The sequence below is a fragment of the Vineibacter terrae genome (genome assembly GCF_008039615.1).
GTDB lineage: Bacteria > Pseudomonadota > Alphaproteobacteria > Reyranellales > Reyranellaceae > Vineibacter > Vineibacter terrae.
The window spans coordinates 1-25,826 of the sequence record NZ_VDUZ01000033.1; the positions used below are offsets into that span (position 1 = coordinate 1).

Here is a 25,826-nt window from a genome sequence, read left to right on the forward strand (position 1 = left end):
CGCCACGGCGCCGTCACGCCAAGACCCAGTGCCAGCACCCGATTCCCGTCCAACCCAACCCCCGCTCCGTCTCTCGGCGAAGGTTACCAACAATTCCCCCCAATTCCATTCGCCACGTCGAGGAGCCAATATTTTCCGCCACAAGCTCCTTCCGGGTCTATCGTGCAGCATGATGCGCAAACGGTAGATCTTCCAGAAGGCGCTGTGATTTCGAGTGACCCGCCGTATTATGACAACATCGGTTATTCGGATTTATCGGACTTTTTCTTTTGTTGGTTGCGACCGTCTCTGAGGAAAATTTTTCCAGATATTTTTGGCTTCTTGGCCACGCCGAAGACGGAGGAGCTTGTTGCAACTCCATATCGTCATGAAGGTAAGGGCTCTGCCGAGACGTTTTTCTTGACGGGAATGCGTTCTGCCATCCGCAATATGGCCTTGAAATCGTCTGATAAGTTTCCGGCGACGATTTACTATGCCTTCAAGCAGAGCGAAGTCTCCCAAGAAGGTATTAGTTCGACGGGCTGGGCGACCTTTCTTCAGGCTGTGATTGAGGCCGGTTATGCTGTTGTCGGCACTTGGCCGGTCAGAACGGAGATGGCAAGCCGGATGATTGCTTCCGGCACGAACGCTCTTGCAAATTCGGTCGTCTTGGTTTGCCGGAAGAAGGAGAACACGGCGGAGGTCGTCACCCGTGCCGAGTTCATTCGCGCGCTGAAACGGGAGCTACCGCCAGCGATTTCCGAACTTCAGGCCGCGAACATCGCGCCGGCCGACATGCCGCAATCTGCGATCGGACCCGGCATGGGCGTGTTCTCGCGCTACAAGGCTGTGTTGGAGTCGGATGACAATCCAATGAGCGTGAAAACCGCGCTTCAACTCATCAACAAGGAACTCGACGAATACCTGGGCGGTATTCAGGGCGAGTTCGATCCTGACACCCGGTTTGCCATCACCTGGTTCGAGCAGAACGGGCTGAAGACGGGCGACTATGGCACGGCCAACAGCATCGCCACGGCGCGCGGCATCTCGGTCGAAAGCGTCAAGCATGCCGGAATCGTTGACAGCGCCGCCGGCAAGGTCCGCATCCTCGCGCGTGATGAACTCGACGACGATTGGGACCCGGAAGAGGATCGGCACCTGACGGTGTGGGAGTGCCTCCAGCATCTGGTCCGTCTGCACGAGAAGGACGGCATCTCCCATGACACCGCCGTCCTTTTGAAGAAGATAATCACCCAAGCCGAGGCGGTGAAGGATCTCGCCTACTGCCTCTACGACATCAGCGCCAATAAGCGGAAGGATGCGAAGGAGGCCACGGCCTACAACGCCCTGATCGCCGATTGGACTGAGCTGACAAAGGCCGCCGCGGCCATCCACGACACAAGCGGCGATCGTCAGATCCGGCTGGATATTTAAGGGGGAACGGGACGTGGCAAAAAGCACGCGCCAATATGTGTTTGAAGGGATGGAACTGCTGCCGGCGGCGTTGATCCCCTTCGTCGAAAAGCGGCTCGAAACCTCGCTCAAGGGGCACTGGCAAGTCCAGGTTCTGGAGAAGTTGCCGAGCCTGCGCCCCAACAGCAACGGTGAGGTTGGCTGGGACCAGGCCGCGCTGTTCAACGCGATGGATCGCTTCTGGAGCGAGGCGTTCAAGGCGGTTCTCGGCCGTGCCGAACGCTCGCTGGTCAACGAGCTCGGCGACGTTCGCAACAAGCTCTCGCACAACGAGACCTTCACCTATGACGACGCCGAGCGTGCGCTCGATTCCATGCGCCGGCTGATGGAGGCGATCAGCGCGGGGGAGACGGCGGAGCAGCTTGGCAAGATGCGCGACACCATCCTGCGCACGAAGTTCACCGAGCTCGCGCGCAACGAGGAGCGGCGGAAAACCCAGCGCCTCGAAATCTCGGTCGAGACCGTCGCGGGCCTGCTGCCGTGGCGCGAGGTGGTCGAGCCCCACCAGGATGTCGCCACTGGCGAGTTTCAGCAGGCAGAGTTCGCGGCCGACCTCGCCAAGGTGCATTCCGGAAGCGCACCGCCGGAATATCGTGACCCGCGTCAGTTCTTCAGCCGCACCTATCTGACCGAGGGGCTGAGCGCGCTTTTGGTCGGCGCCGCCAAGCGGCTGTCGGGCAGTGGTGGCGATCCGGTTGTCGAACTGCAAACCAATTTCGGCGGCGGCAAGACGCACTCGATGCTGGCCCTCTATCACATGTCGGGGCCGACGCCGGTGCAGGATCTGTCGGGCCTGGATCAGTTGCTCGACAAGCTCGGTCTGACCGTGCCGAAGAGCATCAACCGTGCGGTGCTCGTCGGCACGTCGCGGGGACCGCAGGACGTGCTCCACGCCGAGGGCGATCGGAAGATCCGCACGACCTGGGGAGAACTCGCCTGGCAGCTCGGCGGCGCCGACGCCTTCGCCATGGTGGCGGAAAATGACGCCAGCGGCATCGCACCGGGCTCGAACCTCCTGGAGGCGCTCTTCAAGAAATATGCGCCGTGCCTGATCCTGATTGATGAATGGGTCGCTTACCTGCGGCAGATCTACAAGGTCGAGGGGCTGCCATCCGGGTCGTTCGATGCGAACCTCTCGTTCGTCCAGTCGCTGACCGAAGCGGTCAAGGCCAGCCCCGGCACGCTGCTGGTCGCCTCCTTGCCGGCCTCGCAGATCGAGGTTGGTGGTGAAGGTGGTCAGGAAGCGCTGGCCCGCCTCAAGCAAACCTTCAGCCGCGTGGAATCTTCTTGGCGGCCGGCGAGCCAGGAAGAGAGCTATGAGATCGTCCGACGGCGGCTGTTCAAGGACATCCCCGGCGACAAATTCCATCACCGCGACAACACACTGAAGCAGTTCGCCAAGCTGTACCGGGAGAACGCCAACGATTTCCCGCAGGGCTGTGCGGACGAGGACTACCGGCGCAAGCTGGAGAAGGCTTATCCGATCCATCCCGAGCTGTTCGACCAGCTCTACACGAGCTGGGGATCGCTCGAAAAATTCCAGCGCACGCGCGGCGTGCTGCGTCTGATGGCGCAGGCCATTCACGAGCTTTGGATGAACGCCGATCCGTCGGTGATGATCATGCCAGGCAGCGTGGCCGTGAGTTCGCCGCGCGTGGAGCCGGAATTGCTCCACTATCTCGACGTGAGCTGGCAATCGATCATCGCCGGCGATGTCGATGGCACGGCGTCCACTCCCTACAGGGTCGATCAGTCGGCGCCCAACCTGAACCGCTATTCGGCGACCCGGCGCGTCGCGCGCGCGATCTTCATGGGGACGGCGCCCACCCATCAGCAGCAGAACACCGGCCTCGACGACAAGCAGATCAACCTCGGCGTCGTGCAACCGGGTGAGCGTCCGGCTATTTTCGGCGACGCGCTGCGTCGGCTGACCAACCAGGCCAAGTTCATGCACGCCGATCTCGGCCGGTACTGGTACTCGATGTCGGCGAGCCTCAACCGCATCGCAGCGGACAAGGCGGCGCAGATGGAGGCGGCGTTGGTCGACGTGACGATCGACGCCGAACTCGGAAAATATGTGAATGGCCTTGGCGATCGAGGGCATTTCGACGCCGTGCAGGTTGCGCCGACGTCATCGGCCGAAGTCCCCGATGAAGCGGGCGGTGTGCGCGCCGTCGTGCTCGGCGTCAGACATCCACACAATGGGCGCGATGGCTCGGAGGCGCTGGTCGAGGCGAAAGATATCCTCACGCAACGCGGCAGCACGCCGCGTGTCTATCGTAACATGCTGGTGTTCATCGCCGCGGAAGCCCGGCAACTCGACCATCTGAGAGATGCCGTGCGCGCCTCCCTGGCCTGGGGCGAAATCGTCCGTGACAAGGAGCGCCTTGAACTCCGACCGAGCGACCAGAAGCTCGCTGAGGCCAAATTAGCCGAAGCTAAGGAGACGATGAAGACGCGCATGAAAGAGGCGTGGTGTTATCTGCATTATCCGGCCCAGGAGAGCGCCCAAGCCGATTGGGAATGGGTGTCAGGCAAGATTCCCGCCCAAGACGGATTGCTAGCCCGCGCGAGCAAGAAGTTGGTGGCGGAAGAAGGTTTGCTCGTCGAGTTGGGACCGTCGCGCCTCGACCGTGATCTTCAGAAATACATCTGGAACGACAAGTCGCGACTGTCGCTGAAGGATCTGCGGGAATATCTCAACCGCTACATCTATCTGCCGCGCCTCAAGGGGCAGGATGTTTTGGTCAAGGCCGTGCAGGCAGCCGTGAGCGGTATGCTGCCCGGTCCCTTCGCCTATGCCGAACGATGGGACGAGAAGTCGGACGCCTATCTGGGGCTGGCGATCGAGCGGGCGGTAAGCGCCGTGGTCGTGATCGACAGCGACAGTGTCATCGTGAAACCCGATGTGGCGGAGGCACACCGCCCGATGCCAACGCAAACTGGGTCGCCTGGCGATCCGGAAGCACCTGGCGAGAAGCCGGGGGAGGCCGGGGAGCTGCCCGCCGGTGCAACAACGACGAGCTCGCCTCCTGCAGAGAAGAAGCCGACGCGATTTACCGGGAGTGTGATGATTTCGTCGGAGCGGCCGGCGAGGGACATCCATCAGATCGTTGAAGCGATTGTCGAGCAGCTTACGACGTTGCCGGGCAGCCAGGTGAAACTCAGGCTCGAGATCGAAGCAGAAGTGCCCGGTGGGCTTGAGCGTACCAAGGTGCGGACGCTGGTCGAAAACGCCAATACGCTCGGCTTTATCGACAAGTCGGTCGAGTAACGACAGCACATATTGCATGTTCGACACGCCCAACTGTCCTCAAGCTTGAGGATTCAGGCACGACGAAGAGTTGGACAATTCACTTGGACATAGCGCCAGCCCAGGTTGGCGAAATACTTGTACTAGTGTTGTTGCCTTGTCGAGCGGTAGTGAAGAATTAGCGGCGACAAACCAGCAAGACACGCCAGAATGCAGAGCCCAGCGCAGATCAGAACAGTCTCGATGCCAGGCCATGGGGTTGAAGCACGGCGCACCACAAAGAAGTCAAATCCCGTCACAGCAAGTCCCGTCAAAGGAATTGCGCTGCCAATTGTGGCTTGCAAACGAGCCTTCCTCAATGAACGATAGCTTCCCCGACTGACAAAGATGGCCGTTACAACGAGGCTGATCACGGCCCACGGCAGGACCATCCCGAAGGTATACAGAAATGAGAAAGTGCCGGTTGGATCGGAAGCAAAGGCCGGCGACGCGGTCAGGACCGCATCGCCGACGGCGCAGAATCGCGACACAAATCTAACGCAGGAAATACGTTTCAAGACATTTCCCGTTGAACTAGGCGACGCCTATCCATTCTTACTACCGTGCGGCCAACGTTGCATCCAAATGCATGAGCGACAAAAGCGCTCTTCGCTCCCGACTGATCCAGATACTCAGGCCTGTAACGACAAGCGCCAGCCGAATTCGGTCAGGTCTGGCTGATGGCCTTCAAAAGCGTGATCAAATCTATCTTCCCAAGGGAAGATGCCTTGTCGATCAGGCCACACGATCTGGAGGCAAGGGAAATCGTCTCCGCGGTAGAAAAAACGGGTCCACCCCAGAAACTCTCTGTAGTATCTCTTGGAGACTGGGAACACGTATGCTGCGAGGTTGGCGAATGCTCGCTCCGTCCGAGCGCGCGGCAAGAGTCGGCTACCATTCTTGGCGTCCCTGTAGAGGCCCCAAAGCACGCCATGCGCAATTTCATGCTTCAGCCCGAACACGATAATCTCCGGATGGTTCGCGGTTATCCAAAACCCGGTTGAATAGTTAAAGCTTGGTCCTTCGGCGTCCGCAAAAACGTGGGTATCGAACCATCCGTGTTCTCGAATTTCAGCTACGAAATTTTGTTCGGCTTGATCAAGCTCTTCATGGGGCGTGTCCAGGGCGGTTATTGTCTTCATTGCATGTCGCTCTCGAAGAAAGACTCAAATTCCAATCTTCCCGACACGTATCGGCGCAAAGCTCGCGGCCGGTCATCGCGCGCAGGTCGCGAATGGCTTTCTGGATTGATCGAGAAGTCCCGCTCGACCGACGGGAACTGGACATCTGGAGACGTCCTATCTGCAGTCAGCAGCGAAGTCAGCGACCGAGCGTGAATCCAACCGGATGACAGCATATCACTACGCAGCGTGAGACGACATGGATTGGAACGGGACAATGAGGAAGGTTGGCGTTCAAGTGTAAACTCATGACTCTCTTTTCGGGAAGAAGGCATAGCGCAAGGCCATCGTTCATTTTGGAAGGGCGCTCGAAGTCAGCAAGTTAAATTGCGAGGTGAGAGACGAGGATTATGCTTCTCAAACTTAGCTCGACCCTTCTCGTTGTGACCAATGTCGCGATCCTCATTTTTGGGATGGTGATGGTGGTCTATCCGCAAAGCGCAAGCCCCCATGATGGGCAGTTGTTGCGATCGCTCGGTGCGGCGGCCGTTGGGATGGGATTGTTCGGTGCGATGATCAGCGTCGTGCCCTACAAACAGAAACAGAGATGGTCGTGGTTTACCCTTTGGTATCTACCGGTGTTCTGGACAGCGCATCTGGTCGGGCAATTGCCGCCGGGTAACGATCATGTTCACCAGTATGCCCTGATAGCGGCATCGATTTTGGGGCTGATGTTGCCCGTTAGGGAATTCTTCCCCGGAGGTGACACGCGAGGTGATGCCGGCTGAAATGTCACGGAGCTAAGTGGAAGCATCCTCCGGCTCGCTACGCGCGGCGGTGTGAACACGACCACCGTCGCGATATGGTTCCCCGCGATCACAACAAATCCTGGCGCGTTCTTCAGCTTCTTTGATGCCATGTCGAGCCTCCGCGTTGTCGAGCCAATCCATTGCATCGACAAAGGGATCGACCGGAGTTTGTGGCGAGGATTGGAACCGAGATCATCCAACACGCGCCGAACCACACGCCCATCTCATCCTCGGTATCATCGCAGCAGCAGGACCGAGAGGCATCGGCGATGCTTCCCATTCAAGCCATCAGCGTTCTGATTAGTGTCTCAGCCAGCCAACTTTCGTATTCGTCGGACGACCAGCCACGCTCCAATACGAGCATGCGATAGACGTCCCGACCGGTGTACATCCACAAGATATCGCGCACGCGATCGAGGCCGAGACGGCGAGCGGCGGGCACGAGCTTCACGAGTCGTTTGGCGCGCGCTGCCTGAAGCGTGAAGCGAACGGTTTCCAGTTCTGCTTCGATGGCTCCCAGTTCGGGCGACAGAACAGAGAGCCCCCGCATGAGACCGATCTCATTGCGCTCCGTATCGAGGATAACCCGCGAGATCGAGGCTGTGATTCGCAATATTTCCTCGGGATCTCGCACCTTCTCGGCCCGCTGCGCGATCTCGACGTAGCGTGGATTGAAGAAGGAACGCTCGACGACCGCTTTCAGTATGCCGGCTTTTGATTGGAACAAGGCGTAAAGGGTTGGCGCAGAGACGCCTGCGACCGATGCGATTTCGCTGATCGTCACCTTATCCACGCCGCGCGCGGTGAAGAGCTCCTTCGCCGCATCGAGAATGCGCTCACGCGTGCCTAGCGCGCGCTCGGCGCGAAGGCTGGCGTCATAGCGCCTGCGGGCTGTTGGCTTGCCAATCATATTAGATGTAGTATACTATATCGAAATTGCGATGCAAGGACGAAAGTCAGGAGCGGTTTGGCATCGGAAGACATGTCGGGCCGCAGCAGTCTCGACCGTCCTCGGGTCACATTGGGTCGGTCAACGGAGTTTCACCGATGTCACGCGTAGCACCAACTTCGACGAACGCCGGCCCGCTCAATTTCCGCACGAAAGTTCTTACTGCGGGAAAGACAGCGACTGGAATCCAGATTCCCGACGAGGTGATCGACAAGCTGGCGGCCGGGCGAAAGCCAGCGGTGAAAGTCACGATCAACGGCTTCACCTACCGCAGCACGGTGGCCGTCATGAACGGACGCTTCATGGTCGGCATCAATGCCGAGAACCGCGAGAAAGCCAAGGTCGTGGGCGGCGATACCATTGATGTCGGAATCGCTCTGGATACCGAGGTCCGCAAAGTCGTCGTGCCGGCCGACTTCCAGCAGGTGCTGGAGCGCGACCCGGACCTGAAGAGGGCGTTCGACAGCCTCTCCTATACCAAGCGTCGCGTGATCGCCGAAGCCATCGCGGGCGCCAAAACGGCCGAGACGCGCGAACGACGGATCAAGAAGGCGGCTCGCGATCTCAAAGACGCTTTGGACAAGAATAAGAAATAGCAACGAGACGGGAGAATTCGGCATGGCTGACGGTGCAATTCCAACAACGGGCGGCAAGTCCCGAATCGCGGGCTACGTCCTGAGCGGGCTCGCCGTCGCTTTCATGATGTTCGATGGCGGCATCAAGCTTGTTCCGATCCAGGCGGTTACGGATTCGATGCAGGAATTCGGCTTCCCGACCACCGACGGATTTGCGCGTGGCCTCGGTGGCCTGCTTCTCGTCTGCACGGCGCTCTACGTCTATCGCCGCACCTCGGTGCTGGGAGCCATCCTCCTGACCGCCTATCTCGGCGGCGCTGTGGTTACCCAGTTGCGGGCCGGGACTCCGATCTTCTCTCACCTTTTGTTCGGCGTCTATCTCGGCCTCTTCGTGTGGGGCGGACTCTATCTGCGCGACGGCCGTATTCGCGCGCTAATCCCATTCGACGCAGCCGATCGCTGACCACCGGCCAATGGCGATCCACTGGAAAGGAGATCCAACGTGAAACAGATCAATCCCTATCTGAAATTCAACGGCAACTGTCGCGAGGCCATGACCTTCTACAAGGACTGCCTCGGCGGAGAACTCACGCTCAACACCGTCGCGGGATCGCCCATGGAGGCAGCCATGCCGGCCGCGATGAAGGACCTCGTCCTTCACGCGGTCTTGAGCACCGGCGCGGCCACCGTGATGGGCTCGGACATGTCCGGTCCGAACGGCGTCTCGGCCGGCAACAACATGACGATCTGCGTCGTCTGCGAAAGCCGGGAAGAAATCGAGACGGCTTTCGCCAGGATGGCCGAAGGCGGCACGATCAAGCAGCCGCTCAGCCAGCAGCCGTTCGGAATGTACGGCGACCTCATCGATAAATATGGCTACGCGTGGATGTTTCAGTTCACCGGTGCTTGACCTTTGGCGCAGCTTTTCTCGCAACGCTGGGAAAGCTACCGGTACGCAAGAGTCCACCGGCAGGCGCGTCCGCGAGTTCGAGGACCAAGCCGTTTCCGCGGCATCCATCTCGGCGTTACAGACTGGTTCATCCAGCGGGAGCGTTCCAATGTCAAAAGATGGGCTCACCGCCGCCCTAACCCTGCAATTTGCTAAATGAGTCGGGCTGCCAGACGTGGGAGAAGTAGCAGTTATTGAGTTACGCCATCTACGTTATTTCATTGCTGCGGCCGACCATGGCAGTTTCCGCAAAGCGGGAGCGGACATAGGCGTTCAGGAATCGGCGATCAGCCGTCGTATCCGCGATCTCGAAGATGCATTGGGAGCTTCGTTGTTCCAACGACACAGTGGCGGTGTACTCTTGACACACGCCGGCCAACGTTTTTTGTGCCGGGCACGCGCTGCTCTTCAACAGATACACCACGGCGCCAAGGACGTTGCCGCGATAGGGCGCTCCGAAGATGGGCGGGTCAAGGTCGGTATCTTCTCTTCACTCGCATCCGGCTTCCTCGCCGATCTCCTGCGAGCATATGATAGAGATCATGCCGGCGTGATGGTTGACTTGGTCGACGGCAATCCGCCCGAACACGTGGCTGCGGTTCGGCAACTTCAGCTCGACGTTGCGTTCATCACTGGGACGTCTCAGTGGCCGGGGTGCGAGACGGAAAATCTCTGGTTTGAACGTGTCTTTGTAGTTTTGCCAATCGATCATCCGCTCACAGCCAAGAGTAGGCTCGATTGGCAGGACCTAGCCCACGAGACCTTTATCGTCAGTGAGGCAGCGCCCGGACAGGAGATTCGCGACTACTTGGTGCAACGGTTGGCGGCTCTCGGCCATCATCCCGATATCCAGCTACAATTCGTGGGCCGTGACAATATGTTGTCACTCGTAGCTGTCGGGCGTGGATTGACGCTGACCAGCGAAGCCACCACCGTCGCGCGATTTCCAGGCATCGTCTATCGACCCGTTGCTGATGAGATTCTTCCGTTTTCTGCGGTGTGGTCGCCACGAAATGATAATCCGGCCTGCCGTCGCTTGCTGAGCCTCGCACGTTCGATGTCACGGTCGGCCGCTGCGACAATTATTCAGGCGACCGCGGTGATCCTTTTAACCTCCTCGCCGCTACAAATCCCCGATCCGTGGCTATGAACCGCTCCAGCATCGGGACGATCAGGCGAACCGGATCGGCCGATGGCTGTCCCGCCTCGCGGCCGAGAATCTCGGCATAGGCGACGAGATCGCGGTGAAGGCTCGCCGGCAGCTCCATCGTGACCTTCACGGGCTTGTCGTCAACGATCGGTCCCAATTTCAGCTTGGCCATCTCAGCCTCCGTAAGGTTCGAGCACGAGATCGCGCGTGACGATGACGCGGACGGGGAAGCCTGGCCGGATGGTGAGCGTGGGGGCGATGTTGAGCTGGCGCTGTACGATCTGCTGGCCGGTTTGGCTAACGCTGTTGGACGCGCCCTGTCGTAGCGCCCGCAGGATGTCGCTTTCCTGGCTAGACGAGCCGGCCTCCGCGCCAACGCTTAGGAGCGTGGAAAGCGCAGCGGCCTTGAAGAGTTCGCCCCAATGATAGTCGACACCATCCTCGAGCCCAGCGTAGCCCTCCGCGTCTGTACCAGGCTGACGCTCCAGCACGATGGAGCGGCCATTGGGGAAGATCAGCCGATTCCAGACGAGGAGAATGCGCCGCTGACCGAAGCCGACGCCGCTGTCATACTGTCCGATGACCCGCGTGCCCTGGGGCACGAGCAGGATCTTGCCGGTCGGGCTATCATAGATGTTCTCCGTCACCTGCGCGGTGATCTGACCTGGCAGGTCCGAGCGGATGCCGGTGATGAGGGCGGCTGCGATCACAGCGCCCGCCTGCAGGACGCTCTTTGAGGCCGGCGCCGCAACGCGATCGGGCGAGACGGTGCGCTTGTCGGGCGCCTGGTTGAGGAATGCGAGCTGGCGGTCCTGTGCCGAGGGCGTGGCCGGCTGTGGCGCGAGGCCGAGGCTCGCGAGATCGGCCGGCGGCGTGGCGGTCGCGGATGGTCGTGCCGAGGCCGCGGCACTGGCGGATCGAGTCTCGGTCGAGGCGAACAGCCTTGCGGTCCGCGCAGCCTCCAGCTCCTGGGCCCGGCGTTGTTCCTCCGGGCTTGGCCCCACAGGGCCTGTCGCCGGCACGCCGATCGCCGGCACGGGAGCGCCATTCTGCGCATTGAGGATTGGTCGGCCGAGGTCGCCGGGCAGCGGCGGGCCGAGCTTCGGAACGCCGGAATAATCCTTCGGCAAGCCGGCCAGTCCATCGGGCGTCGAGCGGTTGTCCGTCGAGTACAGCTCCTGACCCTGGCCACCGTGACGGGTCTGAAGCGCATAGATCAGCGCCCCGCCGACACCGAGGCTCGCGGCGAGCCCCAGACCAACCAGCACTTTGCGGGACAGGCGGGTCACGCGCGGCGGTTCTGCGCGCAGCCGCATCGTCGCCGCAGGCTCGCCGGTCAGCGTCCGAGCGTCATCGTCCGTCAGCTGAGGCTGGGGCGCCCGACCCTGCGCCCGCCCTTCTTCCTTCTCGGGATCGCGTTCGTCGCTCACGATGCTGGCCTCCCATCGGTGCGGGAGATGCGGACGCGCTTCTGGCTCTTGCCCGCGCCGAACCGCAATTCTGCGGCGGCGAACAAGCGATCCACGATCATGTAGTTGCCGCGCACGCGATAGTTCACCAACTCGGAGGTGTCGCCCTCCGGCCCGACCACGAACAGCGGCGGCATCTCGCCTTGGCCGATGCCGCGCGGAAATTCGATGAACACCTGCTTGCCGTCATCGAAGGCGCGTAGCGGCCGCCACGGCGCGCGGTCGCCCGTCACCTCGTATCGGAAATTGACGCGCGCGAGATCGATGCTGCCCGACACCGGCTGCGCGGCCTCGGCCTGTTGGTTCTGACGGCGCAGTGCGATGAGCTGGTCCTGCGGATATTGCCACGATACCGACGCCATATAGGTCGAAGGCGTCGCGCGCAGCTCCATATGATAGGTGCGCCGATCGGTATTGATGACGAGATTGGTCATCAGCTCGGCTCGCGTGGGCTTCACGAGGATATGGATCTGCTTGGCCGCGCCAATGCCGCTCTCGGTATCGCCGATGATCCAGCGCACGGTGTCGCCGGCGGCGACGGGACCGGAGCCGACGAGTTGCTCGCCGGGCTGAAGCGCGATGTCGGTTATCTGCCCCGGCGAGGCGTAGACCTGATAGAGCGCGCCATCGACGAAGGGATAGACCTGCATCGAGTTGATGAAGCCGTTGCGGACGGGCTGGACGCGCGCGGCGGCGTTAGCCTGGTTGACGCGCGCGGCGGGATCGGCAGGCTCCGGCTCTGGCTTGCCGTCCTTGCCGAGCGGCTTCAACTGGCCAGGCAGCGGGAGCGGCTTCGGCAATTCCACGACCCGCACGGGTTTCGGCGGATCGGCGGCGATGACAGCGGGCGCGGCATCGTCATAGGAAATCTCGGGCGGCGGCGTGTGTCCGGCGCAGCCGGCGAGCGCCGATGTGCAAAGCAGGAGAAGCGGCAAGCCGGATTTACGGAAACCCGGAACGGCATGGTTGAGGAAAGCCGGCCTCCCGGCTTTGCGGAAGGTCGGTGTCATTGTCCAAGCTCCTTCGACCAGTTGATGGCGTTGATGTAGATTCCGAGGGGATTCTTCCGCAGCGTGTCGGCGTCACGCGGGGGCTGCACGACAACGGTGAGGATGGCGGACCAGCGCTCGGTGGAAGCCAGCGAGCCGTCCTGATAGCGGCGCTCTATCCAGGCAATGCGGAAGCTCGACGGCGAGGCGCGGATGACCGAGGACACCTCGATCGCGATCTGCTGCTTGCCGACCTTGGTGAACGGGTCGTTGGCGCGAGCATAGTCGTTGAGTGCGAGCGCGCCGCCCTGTGTCGTGAAATCATAGGCGCGCAGCCAGTTCTGCCGCACGATGATGGCGTCGGACGGGATCGAGCGGACCTGCTCGATGAAGCGCGCGAGGTAGAAGGCGATCTGCGGGTCGTTGGGCTGATAGTCGGCGGTCGCTGGCGCGATTGCCTGCGCCTGGCCGAGCCGATCGACCTGCACCACCCAGGGCACGATCGAACCGTTGGCCGAGTGCCAGACCAGCGCCGCCGAAAGCCCGCCCGCGAGCGTCAGCGAGCCGAACGCCATGTAGCGCCAGTTGCGGGCCTGGACGCGAGCGGAGCCGATACGATCGTCCCAGACCTGAGCGGCGCGCTGATAGGGCGTTTCGGGCTGCGGGGATTTACCGTAGTGGGTCGATGGTCGCTTGAACATGGTCAGTCGCTTTCGGAGAGGTTGACGGAGGAGCCGCCGCCGTGGCTGTCGCCGCTGCGCACGGCGTGGGCGGCCGCGGAGACGCCGTGGGACATTTGCTGCGAGCGTTTCATGCGCTTCGCCCAGGCCGGCGGGCCGTCGCTGGTGGAAGATGCGGCCTCCGCGGTGGCGGCGGGCGCGGCCCCCGATGCGCCCGTGGCGATGTCCGTCGCGGCCTGGCCACCGGCCTGATAGCTCCGCTTCAGGCTGTCGGCGGCGCGACCGGCTGCGCGCTTAAAGGGCGAGACGGCGGCCTTCGCGCCGGTGCTGGCGACACTGCCGAGGCCGGAGGCGACACCCGATGCGCCCGACTGTCCGGCCGCGCCGAGGCTGTAAGCGGTGGAGGCCCCGCCCGCGAGGGCAGCGCCTCCACGAGCAGCGGCCGCAGCGCCGCCAGCAAGAGCAGCGCCGCCTGACACGATGGCGCCGGTGGCGGCCGCGCCCGCTGCGACAACGCCGCCGGCGGCAAGACCGGTGCCAGTGGCCGCGCCGGCGCCGAGCTGCGGGCCACCGGAGATGAGGCCGTTGGCGATGCCGGGGCCGAAGATGCCGAGACCGAGAAGCGACAGCGCGGCGAGCACGATCGCCATGGCGTCGTCGATCGATGGTGTTGGGCCGGTGAAGCCCGAGGTGAACTCGGAGAACAGCATCGAGCCGATGCCGATGATGACGGCGAGCACCAGCACCTTGATGCCGGAAGAGATGACGTTGCCCAGTACGCGCTCGGCCATGAAGGTGGATTTGCCGAACAGGCCGAAGGGAATGAGGACGAAGCCGGCGAGCGTGGTCAGCTTGAACTCGATCAGGGTGACGAAGAGCTGAATCGCGAGGATGAAGAAGGCGAGCAGCACCAGCGCCCAGGCGAAAAACATGCAGGCGATCTGGATGAAGTTCTCGAAAAACGACCAGTAGCCCATCAGGCTGGAGATGGAGTCGAGCAGCGGGCGGCCGGCATCGAGGCCTGTCTGCGCCACCTTGCCTGGGCGCATGAGATCGCTGACGGCAAAGCCGGTGCCTGACGCCTTCAGGCCGAGGCCCGCGAAGCTCTCGAAGACGATGCGGGCGAGATTGTTCCAGTTGGAGATCAGGTAGGCGAAGACACCGACGAAGAGCGTCTTCTTGACCAGCCTCGCCATGATGTCGTCGTCGGCCCCCCACGACCAGAAGAGCGCGGCGAGCGTGACGTCGATGACGATCAAGGTGGTGGCGATGAACCCGACTTCGCCGCCGAGCAGCCCGAATCCGCCGTCGATGTAGCGGGTGAAGACCTCGAGGAAATGGTCGATGACGCCGGTGCCGCCCATGTCAGCGAACCTCCGGCCGGGCGGGCTCGGCCTGCATCGCAGGCCCGGTCACGCCTGCTGGCGCACTGTCGTTGTGGATGGGATCAGCCGACGCCGGCGCACTTGGAAACATCGTGGTCGGCGCGACCGGCGACGGTGATGAAACCGGGGCCGGCCGGCCGAGGAAGCGGCGCCGGTTCTCTGCCCATGCCTTCAGGCAATTGGGATCGCGCGTGCCGGCTTCGCCGATCTCGGAACAGCGAAGCAGTTCTGCGGCGAGAGGATCTGGTGCTGTGACCGAACGGCCCTGCGTCGCGAGGACGTCCGGCGCCACGTCCTTGCGGTTCATCTCGATCGCGGTCGCCATGATGGCGACCGCGACGAAGACGATGGCGCCGACGCGAGCAAGGGTCTTGCCGTCCATCGCGCCAGCCTCAGTTGCCGCTGTTCGGGAACATGCGGGCGTTTCCGGGCTGATAGCCCGAGCCTGGCGTCAGGAAACGCCGACGCTGCTCGCGGCCCTGTTCGGCGGCGGCAGCCTGCTCGGCCGACTGCAATGCCTGCGCCCGACCGTTCGCCGCCACGACTGCGGTGAGGTCGGCGAGCTGCTGCGCCTGGAGCGCGAGGAGCTGGTTGCCGGCCTGCGTGGCTTGCAGCGCGCCGGTCGCGCCCTGGCTCTGACCGATCAGCGCCGACATCTGCGTGCGGTTGGTGTCGATGTTGCCGACGACACCCGCCTGCACCCGCATCGCGTCCTGCAGGCCACCGACCGTATTCTGCCAGCGCGAACGAGCGTCAGTGACGAGCTGCTGATCGCTCGCCGACATCGGGACGTTCCCGTATTTCTGCTGGAACATCTGGTCGATCTTCTGAACGTCGAAGGCGATGTTTTGCGCCTGATTGAGAAGCTGCTGGGTCCGCTGAACCGACTGCTGAAGCTGTTGCAGCGACGAGTACGGCAGGCTCGCAAGATTGCGAGCCTGGTTGATCAGCATCTGTGCTTCGTTCTGAAGCGAGGTGATCTGGTTCGTGATCTGCTGGAGTGAGCGCGCGGCCGTCAACATGTTCTGCGCATAGTTCGACGGATCGAATACGATGATGGCGTGCGCGGGCGGCGTGAGCATGGGCGCAAGCGCGACGGGAGCGATCAGCAGCGCGGCAGCAAAACGCGCTGCGCGGGAATTGCGCGGTTTCATTGGGACGTCTCCTTGTTGGTGAGCGTGGGGATGAGATCGACGGCCCAGCCGACCTCACGATGATCGAGCCAGGCGGCGAGGAAGCCGTCGTGGCCGTGTTCGGCGACGATGCGGGCGATGGCCGCCTGGTCGGTCTTCGACGATGCGGCGCAAAGCGCGAGCGCGACATCGGACAGGCCGAGCTCGAACAGCCGGTTACCGCGGCGAGACTGGCAGTAGTAGTCGCGCTTCGGCATCGCCCGCGCGATGATCTCGATCTGGCGATCGTTGAGGCCGAAGCGCCGGTAGATCGCGGTGATCTGCGGCTCGATCGCGCGCTCGTTCGGCAAAAGGAGCCGCGTCTGGCAGCTCTCGATGATGGCGGGCGCGATTGCCGAGCCATCGATGTCGCTGAGCGATTGCGTGGCGAAGATGACGCTGGCGTTTTTCTTGCGCAACGTCTTCAGCCATTCGCGGAGCTGGCCGGCGAAGCCATCATCGTCCAGCGCCAGCCAGCCCTCATCGATGATGAGAAGAGTCGCCGAACCGTCGAGCCGATCTTCGATGCGATGGAAGAGATAGGAGAGAACCGCGGGCGCCGCGCCGGTGCCGATCAGCCCTTCAGTCTCAAACGCCTGGACGGAGGCCGAGCCGAGATATTCACGCTCGGCGTCGAGCAGCCGGCCATAGGGACCGCCGACGCAATAGGGCCTGAGCGCCTGTTTGAGATCGTTCGACTGGAGCAGCACGACCAGGCCGGTGATCGTGCGCTCCTCGACGGGCGCCGATGCGAGCGAGGTCAGCGCCGTCCAGATATGCTCCTTCACCTCGGGCGTGATCGCCACACCCTCGCGGGTCAGGATCGACACAATCCAGTCGCCCGCCCAGGCGCGCTCGGGCACGTCGTGAACGCGAGCGAGCGGTTGAAGGCTGACGCTATCGGTCGCGCCGTCGCTGAGATCGCCGCCGAGGTCATGCCAATCGCCGCCCATGCCGAGCGCCGCCGCACGGATCGAGCCGCCGAAGTCGAAGGCGAAGACTTGGGCGCGGGCATAGCGTCGGAACTGCAGCGCCATCAGCGCCAGCAGGACCGATTTGCCAGCGCCGGTCGGGCCGACGATCAGCGTGTGGCCGACATCGCCGACGTGAAGCGAAAGCCGGAACGGGGTCGAGCCTTCAGTCTTGCCGAAGAGCAGAGGGGGCGCTGCAAAATGCTCGTCCCGGTCCGGCCCCGCCCACACCGCCGACAGCGGGATCATGTGGGCGAGATTGAGCGTGGAGATCGGCGGCTGGCGGACGTTCGCATAGACGTGGCCGGGCAACGAGCCGAGCCAGGCGTCCACCGCGTTGATGGTCTCGGCCATGGCGGTGAAGTCGCGGCCTTGGATGACCTTCTCGACCAGCCGCAGCTTCTCGTCGGCTATGCGCGGATCATCATCCCACACCGTCACTGTCGCGGTGACGTAGGCCATGCCGGCATAATCGGCGCCGAGTTCCTGCAGCGCCATGTCGGCGTCGGCGGCCTTGTTCGCGGCATCGGTGTCCACGAGGACGGACGCCTCGTTGGTCATCACCTCCTTGAGGATCGCGGCGATCGACTTGCGCTTGGCGAACCACTGCCGCCGAATCTTGGTGAGGAGCTTGGTGGCGTCGGTCTTGTCGAGCAGGATCGCGCGCGTCGACCAGCGATATGGAAATGCGAGACGGTTCAGCTCGTCGAGCAGGCCAGGCGTCGTCGCCGTCGGAAAGCCGGTGACTGTGAGGATGCGCAGATGCGACGCGCCAAGGCGCGGCTCAAGCCCGCCAGTGAGTGGCTGGTCGGCGAGCAGCGCGTCGAGATAGATCGGCGTTTCGGGGACGCGGACCCGATGCCGCTTCGTTGAGACGCAGCCGTGGAGATAGGTGAGCGTCTCCGCGTCATCGAGCCAGCGGCATTCCGGCATGAAGGCTTCGACCAGGCGCAGGATGCGATCGGTGCGATCGGCAAACCCGGCCATCATCTCGTTGGGGTCGACGCCCGACTTTTCCCGCCCCTCGTAGAGCCAGGATTCTGCACGCGCGGCGTCTTCGGCCGGCGGCAGATAGGTGAAGGTCAGGAAATAGCTCGACTCGAAATGGGCGCCGGCTTCCTCGAAATCCGCCTTGCGCTCGGCATCGACCAGCGCCGAGGCGGGATCTGGAAAGCGGCTGTCGGGATAGAGGTTCGAGGCATGGCGCTGTGCCTCGACGAAGATCGCCCAGCCGGAGCCGAGACGACGGAAGGCATTGTTGAGCCGGCCGGCGACCGCGACCAGCTCGGCCGGGACGGCGCTGTCGAGGTCGGGGCCGCGAAACCGGGCGGTGCGTTGGAAGCTGCCGTCCTTATTGAGGACGATGCCGGCGCCCACCAGCGCGACCCAGGGCAGGAAGTCGGCGAGCCGGCTGTTGCGGTCGCGATATTCGACGAGGTTCATCATCGGCGCGCTCCCCCTCAAACCGTGAGGAGCGCGGGGACGCGCAGATGGCGGCGCACCACGTCGACGAAGAGCGGATCGCGTTTGGCCGCCCACACCGCCGCGACATGACCGATCGCCCAGATGGCGATGCCGACCAGCCAGAGGCGAAGGCCGAGGCCGACGGCGCCAGCGAGTGTCCCGTTCATGATGGCGATAGCGCGCGGTGCCCCGCCGAGCAGGATCGGCTCGGTCAGCGCCCGGTGAACCGGGACCGTGTAACCCGGAACCTCGCCGCCCTGTTCGACACCGCCCGTCATCAGACCAGCGCCCCGCCGCCGAACGAGAAGAACGACAGGAAGAAGCTCGACGCGGCGAAGGCGATCGAGAGTCCGAACACGATCTGGATCAGCCGTCGGAAGCCGCCGGACGTGTCGCCGAAAGCGAGCGTCAGGCCAGTGACGATGATGATGATCACCGCGATGATCTTGGCCACAGGGCCTTCGATCGACTGCAGGATCTGTTGCAGCGGTTGCTCCCACGGCATCGACGAGCCCGAGGCGTGGGCGGGCGCGGCCATCACTACCGACAGCGTGGCGACGGACACGGTCATGGCGAGGTGACGGCGCGCGAGGCGCAGGCGTTGGATCACAGGCTTTCTCCTTCAGGGCTTCGGGTGAACAAGGTCGGGCCGCCGTCGCCCTCGATGACGGCCGGCGCGATGCGGTAGTCACCGTCGAGGCCGAGGCCCTCGACGCGCGCGAGTTCAGAGAGACGGCGAGCGGCGCCGCGGCCGGAGAGGACGGCAACGATGTCGATCGTCTCGGCGATCAGCGCGCGCGGGACGGTGACGACGGCTTCCTGGATGAGCTGCTCCATCCGCCGCAGCGCGCCGATCGCGCTGCCGGCGTGGATCGTGCCGACGCCGCCGGGGTGGCCTGTGCCCCATGCCTTGAGCAGCTCCAGCGCCTCGGCTCCACGCACCTCGCCGACCGGAATGCGATCGGGGCGCAGGCGCAGCGAAGAGCGGACGAGATCGGAGAGCGAGGCGACGCCATCTTTGGTGCGCATCGCCACGAGGTTCGGCGCGGCGCATTGCAGCTCGCGCGTATCCTCTATGATGACGACGCGATCGGCGGTTTTCGCGACCTCGGCAAGCAGCGCGTTGGTGAGCGTGGTCTTGCCGGTGGATGTGCCGCCGGCGACGAGGATGTTGGCGCGAGAAGCCACGCCCTGGCGCAGCATCTCGGCCTGTCCGGTCGACATGATCCCGGCGTGGACATAGTCGTTGAGTGTGAACACGGCGACCGCCGGCTTGCGGATCGCGAAGGCCGGCGCTGCAACGACTGGTGGCAGCAGGCCCTCGAACCGCTCTCCCGTTTCGGGCAGCTCCGCCGACACCCGCGGCGCGCCCGCATGAACCTCGGCGCCGACGTGATGGGCGACCAGGCGAATGATGCGTTCACCGTCCGCCGCAGACAGCCGTTCGCCCGTATCGGCGAGCCCTTCCGACAGGCGGTCGATCCACAGCCGCCCATCGGGGTTGAGCATCACTTCAACGATGCTGGAGTCATCGAGGTAGCGGGCGATCGCCGGGCCGAGCGCAGTGCGCAGCATCCGTGCGCCGCGCGCGAGACCTTCCGCATGTTGATGTGAAGCTGCCACATGACCCCCGATTCCATCGGGGTCGAGACAGTCCTTCCCCGGACGGGGATGATTAAAAGGGCCTGATTTTGGGCCGATTCAACAAAGATTCATCGGCGTAGTAGTCTGGCGTGCAAATACAGGAGAACGGCGGCGCAGGCTTTGTCTTGAACGCCAGGCGCCAGACACTATTCGTCGCGTGCGAGCCCCATTCCTGTGTGTGAGTCGCTGAAGTCTTCAGCGATTTCCTGCCGCAGCTTCGGCCCCTTCGCTAACCTCCTCCCGAGGGCTGTCACGAATTGATCGTAGCGCTCGCCAGCTTTGGCACGGGCGGCTTGCACGGCAGGTTCAGGAAGTGCTGGCGTGGTGGCGACCCAGAAGCGCACGAATACGGCAAGCATCTCGACGGAGATGCCGACATCGCGTTCCATTCGCGTCATACGGCGATCGAGCTGGTCGAGGCGCTTGGTGATGGCCGCTTCCTGCCGTTCGGCCGCATCGGGCGATAAGAAGGACTCGATGGCGGCCTCCGCGATCAGCGATCGGGAGTGATCGCGTCGCGCGGCATGTTCGGCGAGCCGACGCATCACGGCCGGATCGAGATAGACAGACAGGCGCTGTTTCTTCGCGGATTTCGTCATAGCGACCCTCACAGCTCCATCCCATCACCGGGATCGAGCGAGACCTGACGGGCGACACCCTGCATCAGTCGGTTCATCCGGCTGTTGCGGGCGGCGTCATCCTCGGCCTCGTCGGCAAGGCCGATCTCGAATTCATTCTCGATCGGCGCCTTCTTCTCGACAGGCTTCACGCGGCTCAATTCGGGCTGCTGGCGACGCTCGGACTCGGTCGGATCTTCGTCGCCCGTTTCCCTTCCCGGCTTCGCTTCGGCGATCACAGGCCGAGCCGGGAGCGGGAGGGCGATCCAATCGTCAACATGACCCTGTTTCGGTTGCGCGAGCGCCGGCGGCGGCAGGACACGCTCTTTGAAGCGGGCGTCCTCGTAGTAGCGCGCCTTCTTCGCTCGGATCGGTGGCGTCCCTGCGACCATTACGATCTCGTCGGTCGGCGGGAGCTGCATGACCTCGCCGGGTGTGAGTAACTGGCGGGCCGTCTCCGAGCGCGAGACCATAAGGTGCCCGAGCCAGGGCGACAGCCGATGCCCGGCATAGTTCCGCATCGCCTTCATCTCGGTGGCTGTGCCGAGCGCGTCTGACACGCGTTTGGCGGTTCGTTCGTCGTTCGTGGCGAAGCTCACGCGCACATGGCAGTTATCGAGGATCGAATTGTTCGCTCCGTAGGCTTTTTCGATCTGGTTGAGACTCTGGGCGATCAGGAAGCTCTTGAGGCCATAGCCCGCCATGAAGGCCAGCGCGGACTCGAAGAAGTCGAGCCGCCCAAGCGCCGGAAACTCGTCCAGCATCAACAGCAGCCGATGGCGGCCCGCCTTCGCCTGCAGATCCTCGGTCAGGCGTCGGCCGACCTGATTGAGGATCAAACGGATCAGCGGCTTCGTGCGGTTGATGTCGGAGGGCGGCACGACGAGGTAGAGCGTGGTCGGGTGCCTGCCGCCCACGATATCGGTGATGCGCCAGTCGCAGCGCCGCGTCACCTCGGCCACCACGGGATCACGGTAGAGGCCGAGGAACGACATGGCGGTGCTCAGCACGCCCGACCGCTCATTGTCGCTCTTGTTGAGCAGCTCGCGCGCCGCGCTAGCGATGACGGGATGCGGGCCGGCTTCACCGAGATGTGCCGTCTTCATCATCGCCGCGAGGGTGGACTCAATCGGGCGCTTCGGGTCCGACAGAAACGCCGCGACACCAGCGAGCGTCTTGTCCTCCTCGGCATAGAGGACATGGAGGATGGCGCCGACCAGTAGCGCGTGGCTGGTCTTTTCCCAGTGGTTGCGCTTCTCCAATGAGCCTTCGGGATCGACCAGGATGTCGGCGATGTTCTGAACGTCACGGACTTCCCATTCGCCGCGGCGCACCTCGAGCAGCGGATTGTAGGCCGACGATTTGGCGTTGGTCGGATCGAACAGCAGCACCCGGCCATGCTTGGCGCGGAAGCCGGCGGTGAGCTGCCAGTTCTCCCCCTTGATGTCGTGGACGATGGCCGAGCCGGGCCAGGTCAACAGCGTCGGCACCACCAGTCCGACGCCCTTGCCGCTGCGGGTCGGCGCGAAGCACAGCACATGCTCCGGCCCGTCGTGGCGGAGATAGTCGCGATCATATCGGCCGAGGACGACGCCATCGGCGCCGAGCAGACCGGCGGCCTGCACCTCCTGCCGTTCGGCCCATCGCGCCGAGCCATAGGTCTCCACCTTCTTGGCTTCGCGCGCCCGCCAGACCGACATGCCGATGGCGACAGCGATCGAGATGAAGCCGCCCGACGCTGCAATGTAAGCGCCCTCGACAAAGATCGCCGGCGCATAGGCATCGAAGCCGTACCACCACCAGAAAAATGAGGGCGGCAGATAGAAGGGAAACCCGAACAGCCGGAACCATGGTTGCCCCAGCTCGGGCTGGAATGCCAGCCGCCAGGCCACCCACTCGGTCGCGCCCCAGGTCGTGACCAGCACGATCGCGAAGACGGCGAGAATCTGGCCCCAGAGGATTTTCGTAGCGGACATAGCGGTTAAGTCTTTCTGCGAGGGATCAGAGGCCGAGGCTGCGCTTGCGGCCGAAGCTCCAGTCGATGCCGCCGTCATCGCGGGCGACGCCGGAGACGTGCTTGCCGAGCTGCTTTTCGAGGGAGGGCGTCCACGGCACAAGCTGGAAGCCGAGGCCGTCGTCGAGCATGGCGAACCGGCCCGAGGCGAGCGTGAAGCGCTGACGGTAGGAGCCGGCGACGTATTCGCCGCTGGCCGCGCGATTGAACGGCTGGCCGGTCTCGGCGGCGAGCTTGTCGCCGAGCGCCTCCAGCTCGCGGCGGCGCAGCGTGTCGATCAGATTGCGGGTGAAGGTAACACGCTGGCCATGACGCTCGCCGAAGCCTTGTCCGACTAGGTGATCGGCCCGGCGCTCCAACGCCTGTCGAACCTCAGCGCCGAAGCCGCCCTCGGACAGCGCAGCCGGCTCGCGGGCGATGTTCTGCCGGTCGAGCCAGGTTGCGCCTGACGCGATGACCTGGCGGTCGATATCGAGATCGGAGCGGATGGCGATCGCCACGCGCCGCTGCCCTTGAGCGTCTTCGAACCTGCGCAGCTCGACGATCGAGCCGGGCGCGCTGTCGCCGGCCGCAGCGAGGTCGGGGAGCTTGATGTGATGGGTGCGGCCATCGACACCATCGACCACGGCATAGGCCGTGCCCTTCAGCTCGTCGTCGAGGCCGCGATCGACCAGCCGACCGATGATCGGCGTGTCGAGACTCTCTGCCGCGAGCACATAGCTGGCCGAGCCGCGCTCGATGCCGCGTTCCGTCAGCGCGCGGTGCATCCGCTTGATGATGTCACCGCGCTCGCCGAGCTCGCGCAGCGTCACCTCGGTTCCGCCGTCGATCATCCATTGGCCGGGGCCGACCTGCTCGGCGAGGCCAAGGGTTTCCAGCTTGCGAAGCCGCCCAACCTTCAGGGCGTGATATTCGTCGGGCCGGGTGCTCGGATCAGGCGCCATGTCAATGACGCCGGCCTCGCGGCCGTCGCGGACGAGCTGCCGGTCGAGCTGGGTCCAGCGCTCCGCCTCGACCTGGCGCTCCAGATTGCGACGGATGTCGAGGTCGGTGCGCGGCCCCAATTCCTGTGTGACCAGATCGGCTGCGCGGGCGCGCATCCCTTCCTTGATATAATCGCGCGCGATGACAAGGTCCTGCCCGTCATCGGCGCGGCCGCGCAGGATGATGTGGACGTGCGGGTTGTCGGTGTTCCAGTGATCGACCGCGGCCCAATCGAGCTTGGTGCCGAGATCCTTTTCCATCTGGGCCATCAGGTCGCGTGCGAAGGATTTGAGGTCGGCCATGTCGACGGCGTCTTCGGGCGAGACGATGAAGCGGAAGTGATGCCTGTCGTCCTGGCAGCGCTCGGCGAAGCCGCGGCCATCGACGTCATCGGTCTCCGGCCCGAACAGCCGGGCTTTCTCCCCGTCGCGGGTCACGCCCTCGCGGCGCAGATAGCTCAGATGGGCGGCAAGCGGCGCGGCGCGCGCGTGATGGCGAACGAGCCTGGTCTTGATGACGACGATGCGCGATCGGCCCGTCAGCAGACGATTGGCGCGCACGCTCGCCGTGCGGCCGCGCCCGAAGGTCGAGCGGTTGCCGGAGCTGATCCGGCCGGTGCGAGAGATACGGGCACCGGCCTTCTGCGCGGCGGCGAGCGCCTGCGCGATGAAGGGTCGGGCGCGCTGTGCGTTGGATGAGCGGATGCGACCAGGCCGGATGCGGAAATTGTCCTCGCCGCTCATGGCTGAGAGCCCGCACATCGCGCCAAGCGCATGAAATCGCGGAGGAACAGACGTCGCCGCGAGGTGCGCGGAAATCCCGCACCTCGCGAAAGCGGGCCATAACCTATTGAAACAGAACAACCGACCGACGCCGCACCTCGCGGCTTTTTATCTCGCCATCGTGCGGTTGTGGTGCCTGCCTCCACCTTCCACGCACGCCATGACACGCCGGAGGCCGCTATCGTGCGATCGGGAACCGTGCCGCTCATGGCGCATTCCTTCCGCCCGAGCGCGGAACAAACAGCCCATCCGACTGCGGCTCGATGGCGGAGACGTCGCGCACGGATGATGCCGTCATCGTGGCATCGGAAGCGCGCTCACCCGGCACGGGATCGGCGGCCGGTCTGCGCTCGGGCTGCGCGATGAACAGCGGCGCGCGCGTCCAGGCGAGCGGATCGACCGCCGCGACCACGATGGACCTGGCCGCATCGCCACCGTCCACGGACGGCGCGACGATGGCGACATAGGCGCGCGTTTCTGCGGGCAGCCCACGGCCCTTCAGCGAGTCCTCGTAACGACCAGGACCGGCATTGTAGGCCGCGATCCAGCCGGGCGATCCGTAGCGATCGAACAACTCGCGGATATAGCCGGCGCCGGCGATGATGTTGTCATGCGGATCGTAAGGATCAGCGCCGAGACGGTAGCGAAGGCGCAAGCCTGCCCAGGTCGGCGGCATGATCTGCATCAGGCCCATCGCGCCCCTCGGCGAAAGGGCGCGTGGATCGCCTGCACTTTCGGCACGCATCACCGCCCTGATCCATGCGATCGGAATGCCGTAGCGCCGCGAAGCCTCGGCGATATGATCGCCATACGGATCGCGTGGCGACGGTTGAGCGGCGCCCAAGTCCTGCGCCATCGTGATCGCCGGCATGATGCTCGCGAGGGTGAGGCCGGAAAGGAGAAGGAGAGCCATGCGCCGAGCAGCGCAGCGCGGCCCGGACGCAATCGAACGGCTCGTCGGTTGACGAGAGCCAAGCATCGGTCAGTCCTTCTCGCCGCGATCGCGCGGACGCGACCAATGCAGCGAACAGGCCGAGCCGGCATCGTCGTCGCGGAACAGGTTGGCGCGGATCGGGTGCGGGAATGTTGGATCGTCGATCAGCAGCGCGACGTATTCGCCGGCCTTCTCGCCGGAGCGTTTCCATCCGGCGCCGATCTCCGCGCCCGGCTCATTGTTCATGCCGTCGAAGACATGGACGCGATACTGCGGTGCGTTCTCAACCTCGGTCGGTTCGGTTGCGATGATTATGACGTCCTGGTTCAAAACCAGCGTCGTCAGATGCCCGACGAAGCCGGTCTCGTCGTGCGTGAACTCGCCAATCTGGGGCATGTCAGTCTCCTTCGCGGTGGGATTGGGA

26 protein-coding genes are annotated in these 25,826 nt (G+C 63.7%); 7 read left to right on the plus strand and 19 right to left on the minus strand.

The window, feature by feature from the left end; all coding sequences use genetic code 11:
* On the plus strand, positions 1-1,413 hold a 1,413-nt coding region (locus FHP25_RS41505; protein WP_408068548.1), incomplete at its 5' end, for a DUF1156 domain-containing protein.
* 13 nt (positions 1,414-1,426) lie between these two features.
* Entirely contained in the window at positions 1,427-4,726 is a 3,300-nt protein-coding gene (locus tag FHP25_RS25385) for a DUF499 domain-containing protein (protein WP_147849778.1), read from the plus strand.
* A gap of 122 nt (positions 4,727-4,848) precedes the next feature.
* On the opposite strand, the gene FHP25_RS25390 is transcribed toward FHP25_RS25385, so the two are convergent.
* Both FHP25_RS25390 and FHP25_RS25395 read right to left on the minus strand, forming a co-directional pair.
* Positions 4,849-5,262: a hypothetical protein gene (locus FHP25_RS25390; protein WP_147849779.1), complete on the minus strand. Its 414-nt coding sequence runs from the start codon at positions 5,260-5,262 to the stop codon at positions 4,849-4,851.
* Between the two features lie 114 nt (positions 5,263-5,376).
* Positions 5,377-5,886: a DUF4262 domain-containing protein gene (locus tag FHP25_RS25395; RefSeq protein WP_147849780.1), complete on the minus strand. Its 510-nt coding sequence runs from the start codon at positions 5,884-5,886 to the stop codon at positions 5,377-5,379.
* A gap of 389 nt (positions 5,887-6,275) precedes the next feature.
* On the opposite strand from FHP25_RS25395, the gene FHP25_RS25400 reads away from it, so the two are divergent.
* Positions 6,276-6,653, plus strand: a complete 378-nt coding sequence (locus tag FHP25_RS25400; RefSeq protein ID WP_147849781.1) for a hypothetical protein — start codon at positions 6,276-6,278, stop codon at positions 6,651-6,653.
* Between the two features lie 301 nt (positions 6,654-6,954).
* Here the strand turns inward: FHP25_RS25400 and FHP25_RS25405 are convergent, their stop codons facing one another.
* Positions 6,955-7,584 (minus strand): TetR/AcrR family transcriptional regulator, encoded by a 630-nt coding sequence (locus tag FHP25_RS25405; RefSeq protein WP_147849782.1) that lies wholly within the window; start codon positions 7,582-7,584, stop codon positions 6,955-6,957.
* Positions 7,585-7,721: 137 nt separating this feature from the next.
* On the opposite strand from FHP25_RS25405, the gene FHP25_RS25410 reads away from it, so the two are divergent.
* From FHP25_RS25410 to FHP25_RS25425, 4 genes are all read left to right on the plus strand, one after another.
* Positions 7,722-8,219, plus strand: coding sequence for a YdeI/OmpD-associated family protein (locus FHP25_RS25410; RefSeq protein WP_147849783.1), 498 nt, complete (start codon positions 7,722-7,724; stop codon positions 8,217-8,219).
* Between the two features lie 22 nt (positions 8,220-8,241).
* Positions 8,242-8,661 carry a DoxX family protein gene (locus tag FHP25_RS25415; protein WP_147849784.1) on the plus strand — a complete coding sequence of 140 codons (420 nt, stop codon included), beginning with the start codon at positions 8,242-8,244 and terminating at the stop codon, positions 8,659-8,661.
* Between the two features lie 39 nt (positions 8,662-8,700).
* Positions 8,701-9,108 carry a VOC family protein gene (locus tag FHP25_RS25420; protein WP_147849785.1) on the plus strand — a complete coding sequence of 136 codons (408 nt, stop codon included), beginning with the start codon at positions 8,701-8,703 and terminating at the stop codon, positions 9,106-9,108.
* Between the two features lie 214 nt (positions 9,109-9,322).
* Positions 9,323-10,297: a LysR family transcriptional regulator gene (locus FHP25_RS25425; RefSeq protein ID WP_218578582.1), complete on the plus strand. Its 975-nt coding sequence runs from the start codon at positions 9,323-9,325 to the stop codon at positions 10,295-10,297.
* On the opposite strand, the gene FHP25_RS25430 is transcribed toward FHP25_RS25425, so the two are convergent.
* From FHP25_RS25430 to FHP25_RS25505, 16 genes are all read right to left on the minus strand, one after another.
* Positions 10,230-10,469 (minus strand): DUF2274 domain-containing protein, encoded by a 240-nt coding sequence (locus tag FHP25_RS25430; RefSeq protein WP_147849787.1) that lies wholly within the window; start codon positions 10,467-10,469, stop codon positions 10,230-10,232. The two genes, FHP25_RS25425 and FHP25_RS25430, sit on opposite strands and share 68 nt — an antisense overlap.
* A 1-nt stretch (position 10,470) precedes the next feature.
* Complete coding sequence (locus FHP25_RS25435; RefSeq protein WP_147849788.1) at positions 10,471-11,727, minus strand: TrbI/VirB10 family protein; 1,257 nt, start codon at positions 11,725-11,727, stop codon at positions 10,471-10,473.
* Entirely contained in the window at positions 11,724-12,776 is a 1,053-nt protein-coding gene (gene trbG / locus FHP25_RS25440; RefSeq protein WP_147849789.1) for a P-type conjugative transfer protein TrbG, read from the minus strand. Before trbG ends, FHP25_RS25435 begins: the two co-directional genes overlap by 4 nt.
* Positions 12,773-13,456: a conjugal transfer protein TrbF gene (trbF, locus tag FHP25_RS25445; RefSeq protein ID WP_147849790.1), complete on the minus strand. Its 684-nt coding sequence runs from the start codon at positions 13,454-13,456 to the stop codon at positions 12,773-12,775. Before trbF ends, trbG begins: the two co-directional genes overlap by 4 nt.
* Before the next feature lie 2 nt (positions 13,457-13,458).
* Positions 13,459-14,799, minus strand: coding sequence for a P-type conjugative transfer protein TrbL (gene trbL, locus FHP25_RS25450; protein ID WP_147849791.1), 1,341 nt, complete (start codon positions 14,797-14,799; stop codon positions 13,459-13,461).
* 1 nt (position 14,800) lies between these two features.
* Positions 14,801-15,202 (minus strand): putative entry exclusion protein TrbK-alt, encoded by a 402-nt coding sequence (gene trbK-alt, locus FHP25_RS25455; protein ID WP_147849792.1) that lies wholly within the window; start codon positions 15,200-15,202, stop codon positions 14,801-14,803.
* Between the two features lie 10 nt (positions 15,203-15,212).
* Positions 15,213-15,974 (minus strand): P-type conjugative transfer protein TrbJ, encoded by a 762-nt coding sequence (gene trbJ, locus FHP25_RS25460; protein WP_147849793.1) that lies wholly within the window; start codon positions 15,972-15,974, stop codon positions 15,213-15,215.
* The gene (gene trbE, locus FHP25_RS25465; RefSeq protein ID WP_147849881.1) at positions 15,971-18,409 is read right to left on the minus strand and encodes a conjugal transfer protein TrbE; all 2,439 of its coding nucleotides are present in this window, start codon (positions 18,407-18,409) and stop codon (positions 15,971-15,973) included. Before trbE ends, trbJ begins: the two co-directional genes overlap by 4 nt.
* Before the next feature lie 14 nt (positions 18,410-18,423).
* Positions 18,424-18,705 (minus strand): VirB3 family type IV secretion system protein, encoded by a 282-nt coding sequence (locus FHP25_RS25470; RefSeq protein ID WP_147849794.1) that lies wholly within the window; start codon positions 18,703-18,705, stop codon positions 18,424-18,426.
* The gene (locus FHP25_RS25475) at positions 18,705-18,998 is read right to left on the minus strand and encodes a TrbC/VirB2 family protein (protein ID WP_231712474.1); all 294 of its coding nucleotides are present in this window, start codon (positions 18,996-18,998) and stop codon (positions 18,705-18,707) included. Before FHP25_RS25475 ends, FHP25_RS25470 begins: the two co-directional genes overlap by 1 nt.
* Before the next feature lie 35 nt (positions 18,999-19,033).
* A complete protein-coding gene (trbB, locus tag FHP25_RS25480; protein ID WP_147849796.1) occupies positions 19,034-20,050 on the minus strand; it encodes a P-type conjugative transfer ATPase TrbB in 1,017 nt (338 codons plus the stop codon).
* A 167-nt stretch (positions 20,051-20,217) separates the two neighbouring features.
* Entirely contained in the window at positions 20,218-20,670 is a 453-nt protein-coding gene (locus FHP25_RS25485; RefSeq protein ID WP_147849797.1) for a ribbon-helix-helix protein, CopG family, read from the minus strand.
* An 8-nt stretch (positions 20,671-20,678) separates the two neighbouring features.
* The gene (locus tag FHP25_RS25490; protein WP_147849798.1) at positions 20,679-22,664 is read right to left on the minus strand and encodes a conjugal transfer protein TraG; all 1,986 of its coding nucleotides are present in this window, start codon (positions 22,662-22,664) and stop codon (positions 20,679-20,681) included.
* Between the two features lie 25 nt (positions 22,665-22,689).
* Positions 22,690-24,429 (minus strand): relaxase/mobilization nuclease domain-containing protein, encoded by a 1,740-nt coding sequence (locus FHP25_RS25495; protein WP_147849799.1) that lies wholly within the window; start codon positions 24,427-24,429, stop codon positions 22,690-22,692.
* A gap of 244 nt (positions 24,430-24,673) precedes the next feature.
* Complete coding sequence (locus tag FHP25_RS25500) at positions 24,674-25,447, minus strand: lytic transglycosylase domain-containing protein (RefSeq protein ID WP_147849800.1); 774 nt, start codon at positions 25,445-25,447, stop codon at positions 24,674-24,676.
* A gap of 3 nt (positions 25,448-25,450) precedes the next feature.
* Entirely contained in the window at positions 25,451-25,798 is a 348-nt protein-coding gene (locus FHP25_RS25505) for a DUF736 domain-containing protein (protein WP_147849801.1), read from the minus strand.
* Positions 25,799-25,826 lie beyond the last annotated feature (28 nt).

Excerpts from the sequence above, each read along its gene's own strand:
- FHP25_RS25395 (WP_147849780.1), bottom strand. The coding sequence starts at position 5,886 with ATGAAGACAATAACCGCCCTGGACACGCCCCATGAAGAGCTTGATCAA.
- FHP25_RS25400 (WP_147849781.1), top strand. The coding sequence starts at position 6,276 with ATGCTTCTCAAACTTAGCTCGACCCTTCTCGTTGTGACCAATGTCGCG.
- FHP25_RS25405 (WP_147849782.1), bottom strand. The coding sequence starts at position 7,584 with ATGATTGGCAAGCCAACAGCCCGCAGGCGCTATGACGCCAGCCTTCGC.
- FHP25_RS25410 (WP_147849783.1), top strand. The coding sequence starts at position 7,722 with ATGTCACGCGTAGCACCAACTTCGACGAACGCCGGCCCGCTCAATTTC.
- FHP25_RS25415 (WP_147849784.1), top strand. The coding sequence starts at position 8,242 with ATGGCTGACGGTGCAATTCCAACAACGGGCGGCAAGTCCCGAATCGCG.
- FHP25_RS25430 (WP_147849787.1), bottom strand. The coding sequence starts at position 10,469 with ATGGCCAAGCTGAAATTGGGACCGATCGTTGACGACAAGCCCGTGAAG.
- trbG (WP_147849789.1), bottom strand. The coding sequence starts at position 12,776 with ATGACACCGACCTTCCGCAAAGCCGGGAGGCCGGCTTTCCTCAACCAT.
- trbF (WP_147849790.1), bottom strand. The coding sequence starts at position 13,456 with ATGTTCAAGCGACCATCGACCCACTACGGTAAATCCCCGCAGCCCGAA.
- trbL (WP_147849791.1), bottom strand. The coding sequence starts at position 14,799 with ATGGGCGGCACCGGCGTCATCGACCATTTCCTCGAGGTCTTCACCCGC.
- trbK-alt (WP_147849792.1), bottom strand. The coding sequence starts at position 15,202 with ATGGACGGCAAGACCCTTGCTCGCGTCGGCGCCATCGTCTTCGTCGCG.
- trbJ (WP_147849793.1), bottom strand. The coding sequence starts at position 15,974 with ATGAAACCGCGCAATTCCCGCGCAGCGCGTTTTGCTGCCGCGCTGCTG.
- trbE (WP_147849881.1), bottom strand. The coding sequence starts at position 18,409 with ATGATGAACCTCGTCGAATATCGCGACCGCAACAGCCGGCTCGCCGAC.
- FHP25_RS25470 (WP_147849794.1), bottom strand. The coding sequence starts at position 18,705 with ATGACGGGCGGTGTCGAACAGGGCGGCGAGGTTCCGGGTTACACGGTC.
- FHP25_RS25475 (WP_231712474.1), bottom strand. The coding sequence starts at position 18,998 with ATGACCGTGTCCGTCGCCACGCTGTCGGTAGTGATGGCCGCGCCCGCC.
- FHP25_RS25485 (WP_147849797.1), bottom strand. The coding sequence starts at position 20,670 with ATGACGAAATCCGCGAAGAAACAGCGCCTGTCTGTCTATCTCGATCCG.
- FHP25_RS25490 (WP_147849798.1), bottom strand. The coding sequence starts at position 22,664 with ATGTCCGCTACGAAAATCCTCTGGGGCCAGATTCTCGCCGTCTTCGCG.
- FHP25_RS25495 (WP_147849799.1), bottom strand. The coding sequence starts at position 24,429 with ATGAGCGGCGAGGACAATTTCCGCATCCGGCCTGGTCGCATCCGCTCA.
- FHP25_RS25500 (WP_147849800.1), bottom strand. The coding sequence starts at position 25,447 with ATGCTTGGCTCTCGTCAACCGACGAGCCGTTCGATTGCGTCCGGGCCG.
- FHP25_RS25505 (WP_147849801.1), bottom strand. The coding sequence starts at position 25,798 with ATGCCCCAGATTGGCGAGTTCACGCACGACGAGACCGGCTTCGTCGGG.